Origin of the sequence: Povalibacter uvarum (assembly GCF_014202975.1) — a bacterium.
Lineage (GTDB): Bacteria > Pseudomonadota > Gammaproteobacteria > Steroidobacterales > Steroidobacteraceae > Steroidobacter > Steroidobacter uvarum.
On the sequence record NZ_JACHHZ010000001.1, the window covers coordinates 217,798 to 235,424 of the forward strand.

The 17,627-nt window shown below is 60.8% G+C and carries 8 protein-coding genes and 1 pseudogene; 6 read left to right on the top strand and 3 right to left on the bottom strand.

What is annotated here, in order from left to right:
* Positions 1 to 11 precede the first annotated feature (11 nt).
* From HNQ60_RS00875 to HNQ60_RS00885, 3 genes are all read left to right on the top strand, one after another.
* A complete protein-coding gene (locus HNQ60_RS00875) occupies positions 12 to 5,048 on the top strand; it encodes a beta-propeller fold lactonase family protein (RefSeq protein WP_184329134.1) in 5,037 nt (1,678 codons plus the stop codon).
* Between the two features lie 142 nt (positions 5,049 to 5,190).
* Positions 5,191 to 6,270 (top strand): toll/interleukin-1 receptor domain-containing protein, encoded by a 1,080-nt coding sequence (locus tag HNQ60_RS00880; RefSeq protein WP_184329135.1) that lies wholly within the window; start codon positions 5,191 to 5,193, stop codon positions 6,268 to 6,270.
* A gap of 109 nt (positions 6,271 to 6,379) precedes the next feature.
* Entirely contained in the window at positions 6,380 to 7,696 is a 1,317-nt protein-coding gene (locus HNQ60_RS00885; RefSeq protein ID WP_184329136.1) for a toll/interleukin-1 receptor domain-containing protein, read from the top strand.
* Here the strand turns inward: HNQ60_RS00885 and HNQ60_RS00890 are convergent.
* Positions 7,686 to 9,320 carry a serine protease gene (locus HNQ60_RS00890; protein ID WP_184329137.1) on the bottom strand — a complete coding sequence of 545 codons (1,635 nt, stop codon included), beginning with the start codon at positions 9,318 to 9,320 and terminating at the stop codon, positions 7,686 to 7,688. The two genes, HNQ60_RS00885 and HNQ60_RS00890, sit on opposite strands and share 11 nt — an antisense overlap.
* The gene (locus HNQ60_RS00895; RefSeq protein ID WP_184329138.1) at positions 9,317 to 10,318 is read right to left on the bottom strand and encodes a PGAP1-like alpha/beta domain-containing protein; all 1,002 of its coding nucleotides are present in this window, start codon (positions 10,316 to 10,318) and stop codon (positions 9,317 to 9,319) included. The genes HNQ60_RS00890 and HNQ60_RS00895 overlap by 4 nt, the downstream gene beginning before the upstream one ends.
* A gap of 228 nt (positions 10,319 to 10,546) precedes the next feature.
* On the opposite strand from HNQ60_RS00895, the gene HNQ60_RS00900 reads away from it, so the two are divergent.
* Positions 10,547 to 13,234: a toll/interleukin-1 receptor domain-containing protein gene (locus tag HNQ60_RS00900; protein ID WP_184329139.1), complete on the top strand. Its 2,688-nt coding sequence runs from the start codon at positions 10,547 to 10,549 to the stop codon at positions 13,232 to 13,234.
* A gap of 44 nt (positions 13,235 to 13,278) precedes the next feature.
* On the opposite strand, the gene HNQ60_RS00905 is transcribed toward HNQ60_RS00900, so the two are convergent.
* Positions 13,279 to 13,941, bottom strand: coding sequence for a hypothetical protein (locus HNQ60_RS00905; protein WP_184329140.1), 663 nt, complete (start codon positions 13,939 to 13,941; stop codon positions 13,279 to 13,281).
* Between the two features lie 819 nt (positions 13,942 to 14,760).
* Between HNQ60_RS00905 and HNQ60_RS28230 the strand changes: the two are divergent.
* Together HNQ60_RS28230 and HNQ60_RS00910 are read left to right on the top strand one after the other, a co-directional pair.
* Positions 14,761 to 15,003: pseudogene (locus HNQ60_RS28230) on the top strand (NACHT domain-containing protein); the annotation flags it as partial.
* Positions 15,004 to 15,102: 99 nt separating this feature from the next.
* On the top strand, positions 15,103 to 17,574 hold the full coding sequence (locus HNQ60_RS00910; RefSeq protein WP_221303956.1) for an NACHT domain-containing protein: 2,472 nt from the start codon (positions 15,103 to 15,105) through the stop codon (positions 17,572 to 17,574).
* The last annotated feature ends 53 nt before the right edge of the window (positions 17,575 to 17,627 follow it).

A 17,627-nucleotide genomic window follows, 5' to 3' on the forward strand; every position in this document is an offset into this window, starting at 1 on the left:
GGCGGCACGACATGCTGACGGTAGAAGACCTGGTAGACCTCGGTCGCGAACTGCGTCGCGACAAGTTCAGTCTCGCGTCGCACCAGTACCTTGCTGCCCGTCAAGTGCTGTTGCATCTCTCGATCTGCGACGCACCTCTACGGCTGGATCTCGAGCGTGTCGGCAGCTTCCTCGCACCTATTTTCTGCACCAGCGCCGCTGAGCAGCGTCGTTTCCCGGCCGTCTATCGACGCTGGCTCGAACGCCGCTACCCTGCGGCAATTGCTGCATCGACTCCGCAGCCAACCGCGCGCGTGGCACCCGAAGTGCGGCGCTTCGGCAAGGGGCGATGGCGATGGCAGGTCTTCATCGCTCTGTTCGCAATCTTATTCGCGCTCATAGTGGGCTGGGCTGCTTGGCAGCATTGGCGCGAGCGCGAGCTGACCGGCGTCGTCACGGTGCTTGGCGATTTTTTCGAACAGGAGTCAACAGCGCACCAGGCCCCTCCGCTGGAGGGTGCGGTAATAACGCTTGGAGCCGCGACAGCCGTCACCGACGCAAACGGGCGTTACTCCTTGCCGGTGCGCGCAAGTTCATTCCCCGCACTAGCGACAGCGACACTGGATGGCTACGAGCCGAGTACGCTTGCTATCGGCACGGACTTCGCCGCGCAGCGCGAACTTCTATATCTTAGAACGGGACTGGAGCCTCTGGCTCAAGCGAACTTCGCGCTCCTTCCAACTCCCCCGGAGCCAACGACAACCAAGATTTCTATTGAGGAACCACCGGTCGCCCAGGCGCCCGCGATCCGCATCGGTGCGCCCCGCACTTTCGATCTCAAGGCGATCGTGCCTCCGCTGCGCTGGTGGAAGCTCATCATATGGAGGGATGCGGCGCTCGCTGCCGCGCCGGTCTTCGCTTTTCTCGCCTGGCAAGGGTGGCGGCGTCGGCGCCGGCCAGTGCTGCAACGGCTGACGAGCAGCACGCCCCCGCAGCTCAGCAATGTACACCTGCAAAACGGGGCAGCGACGTTCGCGGAGTCGCTGCCGCTGCGTCGTCTCGCTCAAGCACTGCGTCGGCGTCGGCTCGTCGAGTCGGACGATCTGCGCGTCGAGCCAACTATCGCCGCGACGGTGATGAAGGGCGGAGTCTTCACGCCGATCCGTGGTGCGAATCGCGAACCTGACTATATCGTGCTGGTGGACACGGCATGCCAATCCGACCACCAGGCACGACTTGCGCAGGAGCTGATCAACGATCTGACACGCAGCGACGTACAGATCGAGCGCTGGACGTTCGACAAGAACCCGGCGCTGTGTCGGAAGCTTTCCCTTCAAGGACTGCCGTTCACTCCGGCGCGCGCGAGCAACGCTGCGCAGCGTCTGCGGGCCCAGGCAATCGTAAGTCTCGAGGAACTCCATGCCCAGCATCCGGATCATCGCCTGTTGATCTTCAGCGATGGTGCGGGCCTGTTCAATGCGTTTGACGGCTCATCGATCGATGCTGTCGAGACGTTGATGAAGTGGACGCAACCGACGTTGCTCACGCCGAAGCCCTTGGTGCAATGGGGCGAAAGAGAATGGTCACTCGACCGGCTGGGTTGCACCGTGCTGCCGGTGACTCGCGACGGACTGCTCGTCTTGATGGGAGTTTTCGCGGGCGCGCCCGAACGCAAGTTCACTGGCCCGACGGCTCATCGCCCGCCCGAGCGCAGTTACGAGCTGGGCGCACGACGCTTCGTGCAACGAGACGCGCCGTCTGCGTCCGAAGTTGCGCGCCTGCTGGCGGACTTACGGAGCGACCTGGGGCGCCGAGGCTTCGCGTGGCTCGCCGCCTGCGCCGCATATCCAGAGGTCCATTGGGGCGTCACGTTGAGGCTCGGTGTAGCGCTCCTTCCCGATCGTTCTGAAATGGAGAGCGCGCTGCCGCGCCTGGCGCGCCTCATCTGGTTCCGCGAGGCATTCATGCCGGACTGGCTTCGCGAGGCGTTGCTCGACGAGCTCTCGCCAGAGGACGAGGCGCAGACTCGCGCACTGCTGCAGACCATGCTCGCCAGCGTCTCGAGTGCGGCGGGCGGTGAGATTCCATTGCGCATCGCGCTTGCACCGCCACCAGCGACTGGGCGGTTTGCTGCTGTCACCCGAGCAATCCGCGAGCAATGGCGACGCTGGCAAGTGTGGCGGCGCTCCGAGGCGATTGTTCGCGCAGCAACTCCCGACAGCCCGTTGCGTGACTACGTGTTCCTGCGATTCCTCTCAGGCAGCAAGCTCGGACGACTGTCGCTTGCTGCGCCTGCCTCGTTGCTGCAGCTGCTGTTCCGCGGGGGCAGCCCGCTGCTCGGCTTCCGGCCCACGCTCGTGTTCGCATTGGCCTGCATTGCCAGCATTTTCATCGCGGTCGCCACGAACCCTATTCGTACCGGTCAGTATCACACCGTCGCCACGCACGCACGCTTCAGTGCGAATGACGCGACTCTTATCGTCCCATTCGTGTCGGGAGTCGATAGCGAAGAGGCGGGCGATAGTCTGCTCGCGCTGACGGGCACGGTAACGTTCGATCTGCGCGAATCGGCAGTCAGGACGCGACTCCTCAAGGAGGCCGGAGCACCGCTGGAGATAAGTAGCGATGGGCGGTGGCTGGCGGTGGCCAACTCCGACGACGACACGATCGCAGTGTGGGACCTCGACCGCATGGCCAGGGTGGGTAGCTTCCCGGCCCAGTGCAGCGAGCCGATATTCAGGCGGTGCGCCACCTTCAGCGCTGATGGTCGGTACCTGGCGTACGCGTCCACTGCAGGAGACAGTGTCGTGCTGTGGGACGTTGCGAACGGGCGGATCGCTCGCACGCTGCAAGAGCCAGCTGTCACAACGCCCGAAGCGCTGGCATTCAGCGGCAATGGCCGCTCCTTGGCTGTCCTGCAAAGAGATGCCCTCGTAATGTGGGACTTGAGCAGCGGCACGCCCTCGCGAATCCTCAACGACGGTAGCGACGGCACCATCGACCTCAGCAGGTCGGGCCGCTGGCTGGCACTTTCTGAGGGCTCAGACGTCGGGGTGATCGATCTCAGTAGCAGCCAACCGGTACCCGCCCGCGTCAGCATCAGCGAGACTGGGGTGCCGCTGGGACTCACTATCAGTCCGGACGAGCGTTTGCTGGCATTCAGCGAGGCGCACGAGGAGGACCAGAGCAGTGGGCTCCCGATTCGTGGCAGCGTACAGCTGGTCGACCTCACGCGCGGTGCACCCCTGAACGAATGGTTCGCGTCCGATGAACGCGCGTATGTCAGCACCGCCTTCAGCAACGATAGCAGGACGCTGGCTGCTGTAGGCTTCGACGGCGCCGTCAGCATCTGGAGCATTCCGGAGGGCTTTCCGTCGACCGTGACGCAACGTTCGTACGCGCTGTTCATTCTCGGGCAGGCGGGCGTGCGTGATCTCGGCGTAGCGAAGCTGGCGGACGATATGGCCGTATTGTTGCGCGAGCGCTTTGAGTTCGGTGTCACGGTTCTGGCAGCGGCCTCTGCCGGAGATGTAAGCGATGCGCTCGATGCTTTGGCGACCCGACTCCGACCCGAAGACCAGCTGTTGATCTATATCCTGGGCGGCGGAGCGCGTACCGGCGACGGCTACGGGACTGATGCGGCCGGCAGCGTTTCGCTCGAAAAGCTGGAGAAGCTGCATGCGCGCCAGTTGCTGATCATCGACGCCACAATTGCGGAGAGTCCGTTGATGTCGAGACCCGCGGACGAAGCCTCCGCGGACATATCCAAGGCGCGAGACGTCATCTCGGGGACGAGCAGCGAACTGCCGCGAGGACTGATCCGCGTCCTGCGGGAGTCGACCACACTACCGACCGCTGCTGACATCGCGGCGCGGCTGGCCGGGGTGGTTGCGTACGATCATGTGGTCGGCCGACCAAACGACGCCGTATTCCGCTTCCCTCAACCCAAGCTGACCGATGGTTCCAACGCGCCACCCGTCGATGTCCCGACGGCGCAGCGTGCCGAACAACTCAAGCTCAGCACGTCTGGGCTCAGCTTCCCCTTGCAGCGTATCGCTACCCAGTCGACACCGCAGGTAGTGCGTGTCACAAACGACAGTGACCGCGCGTGGAATCTGCGCTCTCAGCTCGACGAGAGCGAGACCGGGACGTTTCTGGCTAGCGGGTGTAAGCGCGTCGCTGCCCGTAGTGCCTGCGAAATCAGCGTGATCTATTCACCGGATGCTCCGGGTGTGCAGACCGGCAGGCTGATGCTGATCGCGAGCAGCGATGCAGCAGGCAAGGCCGACGCGTTTGCCGGGAGCAGCCGCAGCGATCTCGCATTGTCGCTCACAGGCAGCGCCGACTGGTTCTTCAGGATAACAGGGGAGGGTGAATCACAACGAATGGGGAGCCGGGATGCGCAAGCACAGGATCGTGGCGATCAGCTTGCGCCCACGGAGACCGCGCTGCGCGTCGAATTCACGAGCAAGAGCATGGCAGCGCCGGAAGGAAAAATACGGCGCGTGCAACTGACGAATACACTCCAACGCGCCGTGCGGATCGGAAGCAGCCGTTCAGAGGGTTCGGCCACGTTGCAGGCATTCAAGGTCGACGATGGGTGCACGGGCCAGACGGTCGGATCGAACGACGGCTGCGACATCATCGTGCACTATGTTGCCGACTCGGCACGACCCCTCAACGCGAAGCTGCAGATGACGTTCTTTGGGGAAGTGCTGCGGGATTCTGCTGGCTCGGGAGGGGGCGCCAGCAGTCGGGCTCTGCTAACGGTCGTCAGCGCTTCGTCGCCCCCGCCGGACGCGTCCGCATGTCTGAGCGGTTCTTGGGGCGAGATAACGCAACCGCCCAGTGACACGTTCACGTGGAGTTTCTCGCTGGATTCATCCGGGGTGCTCCATATTGTGCGCAACGACAAGTTCGCCATCGGTTCGTTCGCATGGTCGGGTACCGAATGGAGCGGCACATTGCGATGGGGAGATGGCCAGCAGTGGCCGAATGTGACCTTGAGTCCAAATACTGACTGCACCGAGATTGATACCAATCAACGATGGGGCTTTCGCAGGCGGTGACGCTAGTGCGCTCGGAGCAAGAAGCGCAGCAGTCGTTCGAGCGGCTGACACAAGTATGCAGAGTTCGATCCGCGCGAGGTCGGTGAAGGTGCCTATTGGCATACATTGTTGAGTCACTTCAGACCATTGGGAGACCCTGCAAGTGAGAACAGAACAATCGCTTGGTCAAGTCTTCATCAGCGTCAAAAGCGAAGAATACGCGGCGGCGGAAAACCTGGAGAAGGCGCTGAACGACGCGGGCTATACAGCTTGGTGGGCCGCGAAGATCACGAACGGAACGGACTGGCACGGCAATATAGATGCGGCTCTTCAGTCCTGCGATTGCGTGGTGGTTCTCTGGTCGCGAAAGTCTGCTGAATCGATCTGGGTGCGGCACGAGGCGTCCCAAGCGATCGCACGCGGCATCTACGTGCCCGTGTTGCTGGAGACCGTTGATCTCAAGGACCCGTATTCCCGGATTCAAGCCACCGTAGTGAGCGGCCTCCTCGGCGATGCGTCGGCGCCAGGCATCCGCAACGTCGTGCATCGGGTCCAGGCTTTGGTGCCCTCCAGATCCAGGAGATTGCTCGAGCGCGCATGGGATGTGCGCTGGGTTCTCGCGTCCACGGCATTTGCCGCTCTGACGATTACGTTCCTGTTCCGTCTGATCGCCAACGCCGAACAACAGATTGGGGCAATGAAGGAGTTTCGGAAGGCAAGCGAAGAGCAGTCCCGCAGTCAGATGACGCAGCTTGGGGAAGTGTCGTCCACACTTTCTGCGAACAACCAGACAGTAGGTCAGGTCATCGAGCAGGTGCGCGACATTCTCTCGTCGGAGCTGGATTTTGCGTATGCACTAGGGATCGATCAGCGCAATGCCGGCTATCTGAGAATAGAGAACCTGGGTTCGGGAGTAGCCACTGTCGCCGATGTTTCGATTACGCATGACGGGAGAGATCTATCCAGCCCGGAGAGCAAGTTGCTTCTCGAGATGCAGGAGCTGGGCATCGTTCACTTCAAGCTCAAGGTAGGCCAAAAGATACCGCCAGGGCGAGGGGTCGCTCTGTTCGGAATCCCCGCGAGGCACGTATCGAACGGCGAGCGATGTATCTCGGACAAGGCGCGGAAGGATTTTTTCGAGCGGCTGAGGATATCAGTAGCGTATCTGTCGCCGTATTCGCAGGAGCGGCAGACGCTAGTCTGGAACTACAAGAATACGAACACTGTGAGATGCGCTCGATAGGAGGCCAGCGGACGCTTGGGCATGCCCAGATGTCCGGTATTGTGCTGAGCTCAGGCCGGCGCATCATACGTGTGGCCCAATCAGACAACGAATGTCAGGGGAATCGCCAATGAGCAACACGGAAGAATGGATCAAGCAGGTTCCCCAACCTCGGCCGCTCGCTGCCGGCGAGCAATGGAACGTGTTCCTCTCCTATAGGTCAGCGAATCGTGCCTGGGTGCTGAACCTGTACGACGTGCTGCGTCGCTATGGCCACAAGGTGTTTCTTGATCAGGTGACGCTGGTTGGAGGCGATCAGTTGGTCAGCCGGTTGGAGAGTGGTTTGTCGTCGAGCCAGGCTGGCGTGCTCGTCTGGTCAAGCGCCGCTCGCGACTCGGAATGGGTCAGCCGGGAATACCAGACAATGGAGCAGATGCTCGGCCGCAAGAGGGGATTCCGCTTCGTACCGGTTCGAGTCGATGCGACGGAACTGCCGACGTTTGCGTCGTTGCGCGTGTTCCTCGACTTCAGTGCCTATCCCGATGGACCTAACGGTGGCGAGTTGTTGCGCTTGCTGCATGCCGTTGTCGGTCAGCCGTTGAGTGAGGATGCCGCACGCATTGCTCTCGAGTTCGACGAAGCGTCGAAAAGGGCGGCGGCTCAGCTTGGTGCTGCTGTACGCAACAGTGCTCCGGATCGTATCAAGCAGCTGTTCGCGGAGCGGGGTGCTCCATGGCGCGTCTCGGCGGCCCTCGGGTGCAAGGCTGCGGAGGGACTGACGAAGCTGGAAGCATACGACGACGCCATCGCGCTGCTTGTTTCGCTGCAGCAAGAGTTTCCCCGGGCAATTCGCCCCAAGCAGCTGCATGCGCTCGCGCTGGTGCGCAAGGCGAGGAACGGTGGCTCGGATGCGGATGTGGTCGCGGCACAGGAAATTGTCGGCGAACTGTATGAAGCGGGGGAGAAGGATCCGGAGACGCTCGGTATCTATGCCTCCACCTGGATGGAGCGGTTTGAGCGCTCGAACCATATTGCGCACCTGAAGCAGTCGCGTGACTTGTACGCAGAGGCGTTCGAGCTTGCTCGCGATGATTACTATACGGGGATCAACGCAGCGGCCAAGAGTGTGCTCCTTGGTTCGCCTCGCGATCTGGCCCGAGCGGCGGAGCTGGCGACGCGAGTGCAAGAGATTGTTGGTACGGAACCGCGAGGCGACTACTGGATGACGGCGACAGTGGCTGAGGCGTTGCTGCTTCAGCAGAACTACGTGGAGGCGGGTCGCAACTACGAGGCTGCTGTGGCGATGGCGCGGAGTGAAACAGGCTCGCACAGATCGAGCTGGCGACAGGTCTGCCGGCTGCTGGCAAAGCTCAATCCGACTCCTGAGGATGGCGCGTTGGTGCGCAAGCCATTCGAGCACCTGATCGACGGCGACGCTACGGATTGAGCTTGCTGCGGATCGCAGCAAGCGCGATACCCTCGTTCGCCTCGTATGTGCCGGAGCCTCGCAACCGCGGCGTCGCGCTTGTGCCGGCGTGATGGAGTGCGATGACCTTCCAATCCTCGTTGAAGACGGGGCTGCCTGAGCTGCCTGGGTCGGTAGGGGTGCGATAGTGGACAAGCTGCTTGAGGTCGTCGATGTCGAGCAGCAGGCTGTCGTGAAGGGCAATCTGCAGCCCCGCGCCGCGCGGATGACCCGCCACGAACACTTTGGAACTAGGCGAAATCCCCGGCAGATTGCGGCGCGCCTCGAGCGCTGCCACGCCCGGCGGCAGACCCTCGAGGCGAGCGATCGTGCAGTCGAGACCATTGCCGCCCGGATCGACGATCCCGATCTTTCCGGGAGGGGATGAGAACAGAATTTTCTCGACCTTGTATTGCGGTCGGTTCCCGTCGGTACCGGTGTCGAGCTCGAACGTCACGCGTGCGTTCTCGGGCCGGATGGCCGTGGCGAAGTCCTTGCTGATGACGTGAGCATTCGTGATGAATACAGGGGAATCGCCGAACTCGGGCTTGAGCCAGGAGCCGTTGATGAGGAATCCCGTCCCGAGGCGTTCTCCCTTCTCGTTCATGACGCAGCCGATCGATTCAAATGCTTTCATGAGCGAGCGTATGGAGTCGACGGTGAAGGCCGATTCACCCAGAAAATTCTTCTCGAGGTCGGCGCCGTCCTGTTCGAGAGTCGCCTTGATCTCGGCTATCTGCGACGGAGCGAAGGTCACACGCGACTGGGCGCGAGCGATGTAGCGGGCGATGATTCCAGACAGACGATCGGCACAGCTCGTTCCAGACAACGGATCGCCGCCCCAGACCTCACGCAACTGGCGAGCGTAACTGTCGATGTGGAATGGCGACGTATCTTCGCGCGCGAGAAACCGGTAGAGCCAAAGCTCCGCGGTATCGCAGTTACCCAGTGCCAGGCTGGCCTCCGATGCAGTTGCTGCTTCCCACGAGCCTGGCTTCTTCGCAAATGACTGAGTGACTGTGCCAAGGATTTGCTCCGCGAGCTTGTCCGGTAGAGGCATTCCTGGGAGCGGTGCACCGCCTTCCAGTGTCTGACAGGCCAGCGCATTGATGCCATGCCAATAGTTGCGAGGCTTGCGTTTGTACTCGTCGAAATACTTTTGCATTGCCTCGAGCAGTGCACCGCGGTCATTCGTGTTCACGAACCGCTGTTTGCCAATCCTGCCGATCAGGCCACGGTACTCGCTGAGTTCGCCATCGGCGGCGCGGTCCGTGGCGGCAAGGGATTCACCTTGGGCCGCGAGCCTGGCTGCCTCATCGAGCCGGCCGGTGTTGATCAGCGCCTGCGTCTGGCGTCTCTGGATGGTCAGGTCAAAGCCGTGCCGATCCACCCAGGCTTGCGCAACGATCTGTGTCAGGTCGAAATGACAGTATTCGTTCAACACTGACGACGCGTTGCGCAGTTGCTGTGCGGTCACGGCGGAAGTTGCAGGAGCGATCTCGGCGGCGATGAACTGCGCGCCCTCGGCCAGCAGCCACGACGGTACCGGCGGGTATTTCCCCGCCTTCAGTGCATTTGCGATGTCCGCGGGGCTCGTGAGGTTCATGATAGTGCCGGCCCCAGGGACTCTCTCAGGGTCTTACGGAACAGAGTGCCCGCGAAGTAGTGCGTGATGGTGTGGCGCCACTTGCTCCAGTTCGATTCCTCGATGTCTTCGACACTCTTGCCATTCACCGCTTTGTAGTCGTTCGCAAATTTCGGATCGGCGGCGCAGATCGGATCGAGGGGATCATAGATGTTGACCCAGCGATTGGCCTTCACCGGGAAGTCGACGCTTGCGGAGCCCGGGGCTCGCAACTCCGCCTGCACCTCCTTGACGCCGAGCGGTGAGCCCAGCGTGATGAAAGTGTCTATCGTGGGGCAGTCCGCGCAATTGCGCAGCACGTCGTAGGCGACCATCGTTCCCATGCTGTGGGTCACAAGGACTATCTTTTCTCCCTTCGATGCGGCGGTGTGCAACACCTTCAGCAGCCGATTGCGCAACTCGCTGCGGACCTTGAACTTCGCGCCGTCCTTGCGGGTGTATTCCTTGTCGAAGAGGAAGTAGTACGCCTCCATCGCCGCTTTCTTGATGATCGCTTCGCGAATCGGCGCGGGCAGGAAGCCAGCAAGCTCAAGCTCGGCGGAAGGAGTGGGATCCGTGGCCGCTGCCTGGGGTGGTTTCTCCGTGACGGTCTCTCTGAGCTTGGCCTGGAAATTTTCCAGGAACCTCTGCTCTTCGGGATTGGCAGGCGACGGCACAGTGATGGGCGCCGGGTCATCGAGATGGTCGGCGGCAATCTCGGCGTCCGCATTGCCTTCCGCTTCGAAATACGACGTGAAATCGGTCTCATACTCCTCGCCATAGAACACGTCAGCGTAGTAGTTGAAGACGTGAGGGACGCCGTAACTGAGCAGATTGATGCCCTTGTTGGGTGCATCGAAGACATCCGGACGCGGATTGTCGCGGGAGATGCCCATGAGCCAGAGTTCCAGGAGCTTGTCGGGCGCCGGCTTCTTTGCCAGCCCATGGACGAAAACAACCGCGCGTTCTTTCTCGGGCATGACTATTCACCTCGAGTTCGTGGGATTGGTCCGTTCCAACTCGTTCCGCTCGGCGAGGTTGTCGGTTCAGTCGTCCGTGTGCGGCTCGTTGGATGTGATTGTTCGAGCGCCAGCAGGAATCTGCTCCCGGCATCCGAATTTTGCAATGGATGTTCGTGCGTGAGGGTGGCTGCGTTGCCCGCTGTCGACGCGCTTTACAATGTGCGTGCGATCGCGTGAACTGATGCGATGACGAGCCATTGCTTCATCTGCTACTCGCGCAAAGACGGCGATACCGCTGAAGCTATCGCAGTGGCGTTGCGTGGCCTGAGCCATTCCGTGGAAATCGACGTCGATGGCATCCGCGGTGGTGAAGACTGGCGGCGGAAGCTGAAGTCGATCATCAACAACGCGGACAACATTGTTTTCCTGGTCAGTCCCGATTCTCTGATATCCACATACTGTCGCTGGGAGCTGGATTATTCCAACACGCTCAGCAAGCGTCTGATCCCTGTCCTGCTGCGAACGGCACCAGGGGTCGAGATTCCGGAGTCGGTGGGCGCATTCCAATGGTTGGACGGCAAGGGTGTCGCGCCAGGGGAGCTGGCGCGTCAGATTTCTGTGGCGCTTCAGGAGGATCAGACCTGGGCCGAGTTCCATACCCAGCTACTGTTGCGAGCCATTGCATGGAAGGACGACAAATCGGCAATACTCCGCGGAAGGGAGCTGACCCATGCCGAGAAGATGGCATTGCAGTATCAAGGTCGGCGCCCTGAACTCACGGAGGCGCAATCCGCGCTTCTGATCGCAAGCCGCAGCGCTGCGCGCCGGCGCTTCTTGATCGGCCTCAGCGCAACCGCGGCAATCTCAGTGATCATCGGCATAGGCGTCACTACCTGGTTGGCCCGCCAGCAGGAGTCGGCGCGTCGTCTGGTCGAGCAGACTGGCACTTACTTGCGAGGCGGTGACGTTCCGGGTGCCGTTGCGACTGTCACGCCGCTGGCATCTCGCGAAGCGTTGCAACGACTGGCGCGTTCCCGAGCCACCACGTCATGGCCACAAACCGCGGACAATCTGTTGCGCTTCTGGTCGGATCGACTGATGCCGCTGCCCGAGGTCTCACGCGCCGCTGCGTCACCGTCGCTCGTTTTTCTGAACGATCGGCCCGCCATCAAACTGCAGTCGGGTGCGCTGCAGCCGCTGACGCCGAAGGGGTACTACTCCGTTCACTTCGCTCCGACGCTGAATGCAACAGTAGTGGCGGATGCGGCTGGAGTGAGCCTGCACAAGGTGGGCTCGCACGATCCGCTCGTATCGTTGACCATAGACGAGCGCTCCCACGTTCTCGGTACATATGACGTGGCCAAGCCTGCACTCGCGGCAGTGGTCGCGGAACGGCGCGTCGTGAACAACGACGAAGACGAACCTCAAAGTGTTTTCACTTATGTGTACGTTGCATTTCCCGTGGAGTCGTCGCGAACGCCTGTCTGCGTCGACAAGCGCTACGGAGCTGATCCAGCGCGTTGTGCCGAAGGCAGAATGGCTGTAGCCAACGGCTTCGCGCTCGCGGAGCTACAACTAGAGGAGAACCACCGGCTCGTCAGTCTCGCGACCGATGATCGTGACCTCTACGTTCACAGCAAGTTGGACTGTTCGTTCGAGGACGAATGCGGGGGTGGTTACAGCGATACCGTGATGGTCAGTGTCGACTCCGAAGGGTTGACGATCAGTCAGAGCTCGGCCGAATCCTCGGGTCGCAACGTTGAGCGCACGATCGCTCCGCAAGAGAGACTGATGGAATTGCGCTTCCCCGATCTGCGGCGCGAGAAAGATCTGTGGAGCCTTGCGCCCGTCCCTCCTGAACCACCATGGCAAGCGCCGGTAATTGCTGATCGCGATTTTTCGCGTATCGCTGCCGCTGACGGGGATTCATACTCGGACTGGCTCATCATGGTTGAGGACAAGATCGAGCTGTCCGAAGGCGGGATCGTGTGGTCCTTTGCTCCTGGCGGCAACTCGTGGTCGCGACTCATCCATTGCCGATTCGACCGGGCCAGAGTGATCGAGGAATGCAAGGACATGTCTCTCGGGGCAATCAGCTCCGAGACCGAAGAGTCCGGCGACAATCGATTCGTGGCGCAGCGTAATTGCGAGAGCAGATATCCCTCCCTTCAGCTGCTGAACATGACGGCGTTTACCGAGGAGAAGATTCCGGTGCCTCCGGGGCTGGTGCTGGCGCTGGCCTTCAATCGTGCTTCAACCCTGCTCACCGCACTGACTGATCAGCACGAACTATGGACATACCAGCTGGCGCAGCCGCAGGGAGCACGACTGGCCAATGTCGTCGCTCTTCCGGGCGCTGCGCTCGCGACGGACGAGGATGCTTGCGAGCGCGGGCAGACGTTAGTCTTCGTCGACGACCGCCACGTCATCGGAACCGAAGCGGCGAACATGTTTGCCGTCGATGTGGAAGGGCAGAGCATTGGCTGGGTCTCCACGCTGCCCGAGATGAAGACAAAGATCGACAATGTCCAGCCGAATCTGTGGACAGCGCCTGCCGGCAGCTACTTCGCGGTCACGCAAGGGATGATGATTCAGCTCTTTGACAGCGGCACTGGGTTAGCGCTCACCGAGGCATTCGAGCCCGCATCGCTTCTCGGAGAGGCTCTCGATGCGCGGAGGGACTGGATCAGTTCTGCACAGATAGCGGCCGATGGTTCGGTCGCCGTACGCTGCAGTCCATACGGCAACGCGTGCGCGAGTAACATGTTCGTGCGCAGGCCTCCCAAAGAGCATTCTCCCGACTGCACGAGTGTCGAGATGCTCACCGGGCGCAGCATTGCGCAAAGGCGCGTTAGCGAAGGTGAGCTGCTCCTCCAGCTTGGAGCAGCGACGAAACCTGGTTGCACAGAGCCGGCGATGCTTCAGTCCAAGTGATTGGAATCACGCCCGCTTGATGATCTCGAGTGCGATCGGGCAGACTATTTCTGGTTGTCCGCCCACATCGCTTCGCTCGCGCTGCCCTGGAAATTAACAGGCTTATCACCCTTTGCCTTCTTGCGCGCTTTCTCGTGGTTCATGTCAGCAGGGATGAAAGTCACGGGCTTTCCACGCTTTCGCGCCTCGACAAGCTCATCGCGCGCTATGTCACCACCGCCGATTGCAATCAGCTCGTCGCTGACTGCCAGCATCGCTTCCGACGTTGGTGACAGCTTGCCATTCTTGTCATAGCCACCCCACGTCTCGTCAGGGACATAGAAGACGTAGTCCACGCATGGCGACAGCGCAACCTCTCCCTTGGCGATGGAGGAGACGATGCCGGACGTCCGGAGTCCGCGCGCTTTTGCCCTTTCGTACACTGCGCCGATACCTTCCGCGGTTGCACCGATGTTGACTATGGTCTTGTCGGGACTGAGCCGCTGGAGAATTCGATCAGCCTGGGCGAGCATTTCGCTGTTGTTCTCGTAGCCAGCTCCCGAATAACCGAGAAACGTCACCACCTGCCATTCTTTCGACGAAAAGAACCGGCGGACTTCTGCGGGACTCGCGCTCTGTTCGATCATGGGGGGTGCCTCGCACGGAGCGGCTAGTACCGGAGAAATGCAGATCGCCTGAACTGTGGCGACGATGACTTTAATCGACATGCTCGATTCCCTCGAGGTTGGTTGGTCAATTCTCAGGTCCGCCTGGGGGTTCCTCGGCGTTTGGCCACCTGCGCGCCTTGCCCTTTGATACCTTGCAATAAATGAAGCCGGGAGGATACTCCGGAGCGAGTTCAAGCGTGCTGGCCGCAATGCACTGCAAGACCGGAGATTGCTGTTTGCTTCAAGGATGCGCTGTGTGCCGGCATTGATGTCGAAACGTCGGAGTGAGTCGTGAACGAAGTGACTTCCGGGCGTTTGCGTGTCTTCGTGGGATCGACAATGGAGGAACTGCGGGACCTGCGCGCGGTGCTCGAGAGTCGTCTCAGTGTGCGCGGCGTCAATGCCTGGTTGTATGAAACGAGCGCGAGGCCTGTTCCCGAAGCCACGCGTTATCACTCCCTCGAGGAAGTAGCGGCCTCGGACGTGTTCGTCGGCGTCTTCTGGAAACAATTCGGCGAAGTGACCTCGGAGGAGTATCGCTTCGCAAGGAAGAACGGAAAACCCTGTTTCGTCTACATTCGGGGCCGTTCGATCGAACGGGAGCCGGCGCTATCGGATTTCCTCGGCCGGGAAGTTACGCATCTTTCAGAAGGCGTCGGATATCACTACTTTGAGCACGCGGTCGAGTTCGCGGAGCGTGTCGCTGACGATATTCTGGCATGGCTGGTGAAGTCGTACCGAGAGCTCACCGCGCAGATCAACGAGCATCAGAACTCACGCTTCGAAGAGCATCGCCTGCGTACGCGGGCAAGCCTGCTCCAGGCATCCACGACGACAGCCCTGCCCGAGGGCCAGCCGGTCGATAATCTCGTACGCCAGATGAACTCCTGGTTTCAGACCCTCGGCTATCGCCACGAGGCATACGAAGCGCGAGTGGACGATTCCATCGAGCAGATTCTCAATGTTCCCAATCGTCGCGGGTATGACCGAATTGTCGTACGCGCCGTGGAAGGAGAAGCCCTGCTTTCGGATCTCGAGAAGCTGCAAGGCACAGTCGAACAGGAGCACTGCGATGAGGGCTGGCTCGTGGCTCATCGTCGCATCAGTCAAGCTGTTCGCGATCAAGCTGGAAAGGGGCGCTACAAATCGATTCTCTGTTACACGTTCGACGAATTGCTGGATGAGAGCGCCGACTTCACAGGCTACTTGAACTGGCTGGAGATGGAGATCAAGCGCCTTGGTATCGAGCACGAGTACGAGACCTTGGCATGCAGGAAAGAAGAAATGGACCCGGTCAGCGGCAAGACCGCAACGAGTCGTTACGCGGAGTCGAATCGTGGGATTGACGGCTACATCGATCGCTGGCTCGATGATCCTTCCAAAGAGCACATTTCGGTTCTCGGCGAATTTGGCACCGGAAAGACCTGGTTCTGCCTGCACTATGCAGCCGGTGCTCTTGCCCGGTACAGGGAGGCCAAGGAGCGCGGCACGCAGCGACCGCGACTGCCGCTGGTCATCCCGCTCAGGGATTACGCGAAAGCTGTAAGCGTCGAATCTCTGCTGTCCGAGTTCTTCTTCCGGAAGTTTGAAATTCCGCTACCGGGATACTCGGCATTCGAGGCTTTGAATCGAATGGGCAAGTTGCTTCTGATCTTCGACGGGTTCGACGAAATGGCTGCTCGTGTGGACCGCCAGAAAATGATCGACAACTTCTGGGAGCTCGCGCGAGTCGTGGTGCCGGGCGGAAAGGCAGTGCTCACCTGCCGAACCGAGCATTTTCCAGAGGCAATGGCGGGTCGCGAGCTGCTGGGAGCTGAGCTCCCCGGCTCGACCACGAACCTGGTCGTCGAGCCGCCGCAGTTCGAAGTCGTCGAACTGGAGACTTTCAGCGATGAGCAGATACGGCGGGTGCTTCGTCGCCGGGCCAATGAGCCGACGGTGAATCGGATCATGAGTAACCCTCATCTCCGCGACCTCGCTCGCCGCCCGGTGATGACAAGCTTTGTGATCGATGCGCTTCCCGACGTCGACGCCGGCAAGCCCATAGATCTTTCCCGCATCTATCTGTACGCGGTGCAGAGGAAGATGAACCGGGATATTCGCGCGGAGCGGACATTTACATCGCTGGCGGACAAGCTGTACTTCCTGTGCGAAGTGTCCGTCGAGATGCTGCGCACTCACGCGATGGCGCTGAACTATCGCAGTTTCCCTGACCGCATTCGGCAGTTGTTCGGCGGGGCAGCGCTCGAGCAGAAGGACCTCGATCACTGGCACTACGACATGATGGGTCAGACCATGATGATTCGAAATGCCGATGGCGACTATGCGCCCGCGCATCGTTCCTTGGTGGAGTTCTTTGCAAGTTACCAGTACGCCGCTGAGCTTGGCGGCCTGGCCGATGACTTCCTGGAGCTCTGCAGGAGCCAGAGCAATATCGACAATCGCCTGGCTCCGCGGGACTACACATGGTCGAAGTACTTCCAGCGCGAGCGGGACTCTGCTGGACGCCCAGTTCAGATTGCTCCTTTGCGTCGATTCCTGCCGGAGCCGGCTGAAGAGAACGCCATGAGTATCGGCGCTGCACCGATTGGCTCGGCAATGGCAGAGCTTCTGGAAAACATAGTGGACCGTGCTGCCCTGGTGGACGTGATCGCGCGGACCGCGACGATTCAAGTGCCCCTTTTCCTGGGCGGCAATGCCGCCACGGTTGCCAACAGAATCAGCAGGGATTGGAGTGGGTTCACGCTTCTCGGTGGCAGTCTCCGTGGAGGCAACATGGACAATGCCAATCTGTGCAACGCGAAACTGACCGGCAGCGATCTGCGTGATTGTTCGATACGCGCTGCCCGCTTGGACGGCGCAGACCTTTCTGGTTGCGATCTTCGGGGAGCGCAATTGTGGCATTGCTCCGCCGAGGCAGCCTCATTCCACGATTGCGTGGTTGATTCAAACCGCGTGCTTGTGTTCGTCGGCAAGCGCGCGGAGTTGATGGTTCGGGGATCCACACTGCTTGATGCCGCTTTCCGCTTGCACACTCATGTTGGCTATCAGTGCGCCGGAGGGACGATCGACGGTGTCGAAGCCCCCCTCGACCAGCAATTGCATCACGGCTGCCAGGTGTGGATTCGCAAGTCTGCCCAGGGAGACGTTCTTGATCCCGCGTGGATGAACTTCGCGGTCACGACCACGGCGCGTGCTGGAATCAATCGATACTTCGCGCACCTCGATGACCGTGTCGAGCGGGCAATGGAAAGTATGTTGAGCGGCATGACGCTCTCTGCGCGCGTACGTGAGGAGATCATCCAGTTCGGCCCGCTTCGAGCCGCGCTGAAGTCCCGAATGTTTCCGAATCCCCGGACCGAGCCGGGCAAAGCCGAGTCGTTGCTCGCGAGTCCAGCAGGTCTGGCCGCGGCAGAACGACGTGGTGTCGCGCTGCTCGATCGATTCGAGGCCCTGCGCCTCGCCCTCGTGGAGGCGGGCGTAACGACTTCGCCACCGCGGACATCCGTTCGGCTCGCGAACATTTTTCACTATGCCCGGTTCCTTTCCAGCACGGGCTACGAAACAGGTGCTGCGACCGTCGACGCTGTCCTGGATGACACTCTCAGTGCGACCGCCGCTGCCCAGGGGTTACTGCGCTGTCGCGAGGAAGGTGGCTTGGCCGCCTGGATGAGTGGTCGTAATGAGAGTTGAGAGATGCAGCGAGTGGCATCTCAAGAGCGAGTGCTTCGAGCAGCGTGGACTTT